The sequence below is a fragment of the Rhodoplanes elegans genome (assembly GCF_016653355.1).
Classification (GTDB): Bacteria; Pseudomonadota; Alphaproteobacteria; order Rhizobiales; family Xanthobacteraceae; genus Rhodoplanes; species Rhodoplanes elegans.
In genome coordinates this window covers 1-3,788 of the sequence record NZ_NHSK01000273.1, presented here as the reverse complement: position 1 = coordinate 3,788, position 3,788 = coordinate 1, and the positions used below count along the sequence as shown (strand labels likewise).

General features: G+C 68.4%; 3 protein-coding genes and 1 tRNA gene. 3 read left to right on the top strand and 1 reads right to left on the bottom strand.

Going from position 1 to position 3,788, the window contains the following annotated elements; genetic code table 11:
* Positions 1-71: 71 nt before the first annotated feature.
* Positions 72-1,055 (bottom strand): complex I NDUFA9 subunit family protein, encoded by a 984-nt coding sequence (locus tag CCR97_RS28430; protein WP_420826108.1) that lies wholly within the window; start codon positions 1,053-1,055, stop codon positions 72-74.
* A 285-nt stretch (positions 1,056-1,340) separates the two neighbouring features.
* Between CCR97_RS28430 and CCR97_RS28425 the strand changes: the two genes are divergently transcribed.
* The 3 genes from CCR97_RS28425 to CCR97_RS28415 all read left to right on the top strand — a co-directional run.
* A tRNA-Leu gene (locus CCR97_RS28425) sits at positions 1,341-1,425 on the top strand.
* 816 nt (positions 1,426-2,241) lie between these two features.
* Entirely contained in the window at positions 2,242-2,970 is a 729-nt protein-coding gene (locus CCR97_RS28420; protein WP_111357152.1) for a hypothetical protein, read from the top strand.
* Between the two features lie 624 nt (positions 2,971-3,594).
* A partial coding sequence (locus CCR97_RS28415) for a hypothetical protein (RefSeq protein WP_420826107.1) occupies positions 3,595-3,788 on the top strand: 194 nt, incomplete at its 3' end.

Sequence of the window (3,788 nt, the reverse complement as noted above, 5' to 3'; positions counted from 1 at the left end):
TCCTATCTGTGGCGCTTCCGCAAGTCCGGTCGGGGCTGCGCAGGGGGGCGGGGCGCGGCCGACGAGCCGGATCAGGCGAGGCTGCGGCGGCCCGTGAACTGACCGGACTTGCGGAAGCGCCACAGATAGGACGGCACGACGGCCGCCATGGTGTGCGGCTCGATGCCGAGCCCGGGGAGCGTGCGGTTGTCGCGGATCGCCGCCTCGGAGACGACGTTGTCGGTCTTCAGGAGCTCGACCTGGTCGGGCGTCAGCGGCGGCGTGGGCAGGATCTGCAGCACCGAACCCATCATCTTGGCGGCCCAGAACGGCACCGGCAGCAGCAGGCGCTTGCGCTGGGTGATGTCGAGCACCAGCCGCATCAGCTCCTTGAAGGTCGCGACGTCCGGCCCGCCGAGCTCGTAGACGCCGGGCGCGACCGCGCCGGCGACCGCCTTGTGCACGGCCTCGGCGACGTCGCCGCCATACACGGGCTGGAACTTGGTGCGGCCGCCGCCGATCAGCGGCAGGGCCGGCGCGATGCGGGCCATCGCGGCGAACTTGTTGAAGAAGGCGTCGTCCGGCCCGAAGATCACCGAGGGGCGCAGGATGATCGCATCCGGCACGGCGGCCAGAACGGCCGCCTCGGCCTGGCCCTTGGTGCGGGCATAGAGGGCGGACGACTCGGGATCGGCGCCGATCGCCGACACGTGGATCAGCTGCGCGCCCTGCGCCGCGGCGGCGCGCGCGACGTTCGCCGCCCCCTCCACATGCACGGCCTCGAACGACTGCTTGCCGTGCTCGAACAGGACCCCGACCAGGTTGATCACCACGTCGGCGTCGCGCACCGCCGCCTCGACCGATTCGGCGTTGCGGAGATTCGCCTGCACGGCGTGGATCTGGCCGACCCGGCCGAGCGGCTGCAGGTGGCCGGCGAGATCGGGGCGGCGCACCGCGATGCGCAGGCGGGCGAGGTCGGGCGCCAGCGCCCGCACCACGTGCCGGCCGAGGAAGCCGGAACCGCCGAAGATGGTGACGAGGCTGTCTGAGCCGGGGGTCGAGCTGGACATCGCCATGGCGGCCGGATCTCCCGAGATTTTCGCACCGATTCGCGAGCCGGCGCCGGCCCGGAGGGCTTGCGGCGTCATACGGGATGGCGGGCCGGCCGTCCAGGGGAGGACCTTTCGCGGCCACCGCGAATCGCCGGACCGCGGCCTGCGCGGCGGCGGGCCGCGGCCATCCCGCCGCCTCCGCGCCGGCCCGCCGGCGTCGCGCATGCCGCATCTGCAGGGTCCACCGCCGATTTCCGTCACGGCGCCGTTGACAAGACGGAACCCGCTCCCTTATGTGAGCGCCCTTGGGCCCAGGTGGCGGAATTGGTAGACGCGCTGGTTTCAGGTACCAGTGGTGCAAGCCGTGGAGGTTCGAGTCCTCTCCTGGGCACCAAGCTCAAGCCAACCGCTTGATGTGCCTCATCTTCCGAGCATCGCAGGAGTTTTGACCGCCCGACTGGTACACACGGGCGGTACACATGGTGCTCGCAATGTCGCGGCCGTCGCGGCCGTCGCGGCGCTCCGAAAGCGCCCACTTCCTCTTCCGCAAGCGCGTCCCGGGCCCCGTCCCCGGGGTGGTGTGAGAGAGCGGTCGTAGCGCAGCTCGCTCGCCAAAGCACCAGGTGGGGCACGCGCGAGCGGCGGCAAGAAAACCCTCTCGGACCCCTACCCGGGGCAAGCCCCACTTCTCCATCCTCCAATGCTTTCTCTCTTTCGAGAATACCATTACCTTACAGCGCCAAATGAGCCGTGAGGAGAGGCATGGGATGGCACTTACTCCGGCTTCGTACGAGCACGTCCCCGCTGAAGAACGATGAGCGCGGACGCAGGAAACATGAAAGCAGAAAACACCCAGAGGCGGGGAACCGCTCCTGTGGTGAGTTCCATCCACAAGCCCCACAATCCTGCCATAGCGAGAGTATTTCGGACTATCTCCGCCCAGATCGCAAGGTAGGGATGACGGTCAAGAAAATGGGCCATGACATCTCCATTCTCTGACTTGGTTCTCCGACTTGGTTCTCCGACTTGGCCTCGGGCGGAGCATCCGAAACCCGCCAGCGGTTTGCATAAGCGCCCTGGTCCGGCCAAGGCCGTGCACCGCCCCACCATACCGGGCGATTGGTCTGGGGTGGTAGACGCTCTTGCTCGCGTGGTTTAGACCCGTGCGCAGTTTTATTAGTTTTTTGCTCGCTGACGGTGAGCGAAACCGATGCTCCGGTCCATTGCGGTGCTCGTTGCCCTGGCTGTTGCCCTGCCGGTTCTATGGCTCGGGAGCGCCATCGCCTATGAAAGCTGGCACACCTACACGCACCGCTTTCGCCTCATCATCGAGGTCGACGACCACGGCGTCTCCAAATCGGCGTCGAGTGTCATTCAGGTCACCGTCGTCGAGAAGTCGGACTGGGTGCCGCAGACCGGTGGGGTCTACAGGTTCGTGCGTGGCGAGGCGGTGTTCCTCGATCTGGGAGACGGCCGGAACGTCATCGCGCTTCTCGGCCTCGGTCCGACCGCAGAGCGGGATATCGACAATCTCGCCGCGCTCGCGTTCGGCCGAGACCGCCCGTTCTGGCAACGCGAGGCGCCATTGTGGCGCGGTCGCGTCGGGCTGCCTCTCATTCCCACGCTCGTCACCTTCACCGACCTGAACGATCCGAAGAGCGCCCGAGTTCTGCGGCCGAGCGACTTCGAGGGCGTGTTCGGACCGGGTGTGCGCTTCAAGAGCGCGGAGATCGAGATGGTGCCGAGCGGCATCTGGCCATTTGGAACGATCGGCTGGCCGCGGCTGCTCGCCGGGGAGCCGGTGACGCGTGGGATAGAGGCGAAGCTCCCGTGGTGGAACAAGGCCGGCCGCCCGACCAGTGAAGCCCACCGCGCCATGCGGGCCGGCGACCCTTTCGGCGCTTCTATCGATCCGGAGCTGGTTTTCAGGAGGCGCTGAGCACGAAGCCCAAGCCCGAGGAAGCGCCCAGGGCACGGCTGACCGGACGTCGGTGCTCCCAGAAGCCGCGGCGTAGACCACGGGCGCCACCACCTCCAGCCCGTCCGGTCCCATCCCGATCGGGTTCAGCTCCGGGCTGGCGGCGAGGGCACGGATGGTTCGGCGGAAAAATCCGAGGCGCCACCTCGATCCGCGCCGACGCAGTCATTCCCCCGGCCGGGGCGGTCGATGACGTGGGCAGAGGCGGGGGCTTCGGTCGAGCGTCACTCCCGGTCGGGCCGTCGTCGCCGTCCGCCGCGCTCACCCGCTCCGGTCGTCGCTCGCCATCTCCGCCGACCACCCGGAGGCGCCCCGGTCTCGGCCGAAAGCGACTGCGCGGGCCGGTGTTGCGCTCAATCCACGACGATGGTGCAGCAACCGGGATGTCAAAAATGCGACTTTACACTCCTAGCCTGGATCCCATTCCTTCGGGCGAGACCAGACCAGTCGGCCCACTCAAGGCCGCGATCAAGCCAGGTTTCGCTCGAAGGGGGTAGGATGTCTGTTGGGCCGGACAAGCAGGTGCTGCCAGCGATAGAGGCGTCGGGTGCGTGGTCACTCCCGAACACCGGCCCTGATCGGACAATGGACAGTCGCGGAACACCACGGCGCACGGCGCTGCTGAGGACCACCGCGCTGGTCGGCCTCTCGCTCGGCGTCGCGTCCGTGCTTCCCGCTGCGGTGCTGCTCGCCGCCGTCATCTCGACGCCGGCCATGGCGCAGGCGACCGGCGGCGCCGGGTGGGGCGGCGCTGGAACCGGCGGCGCTGCGGGGCAAGC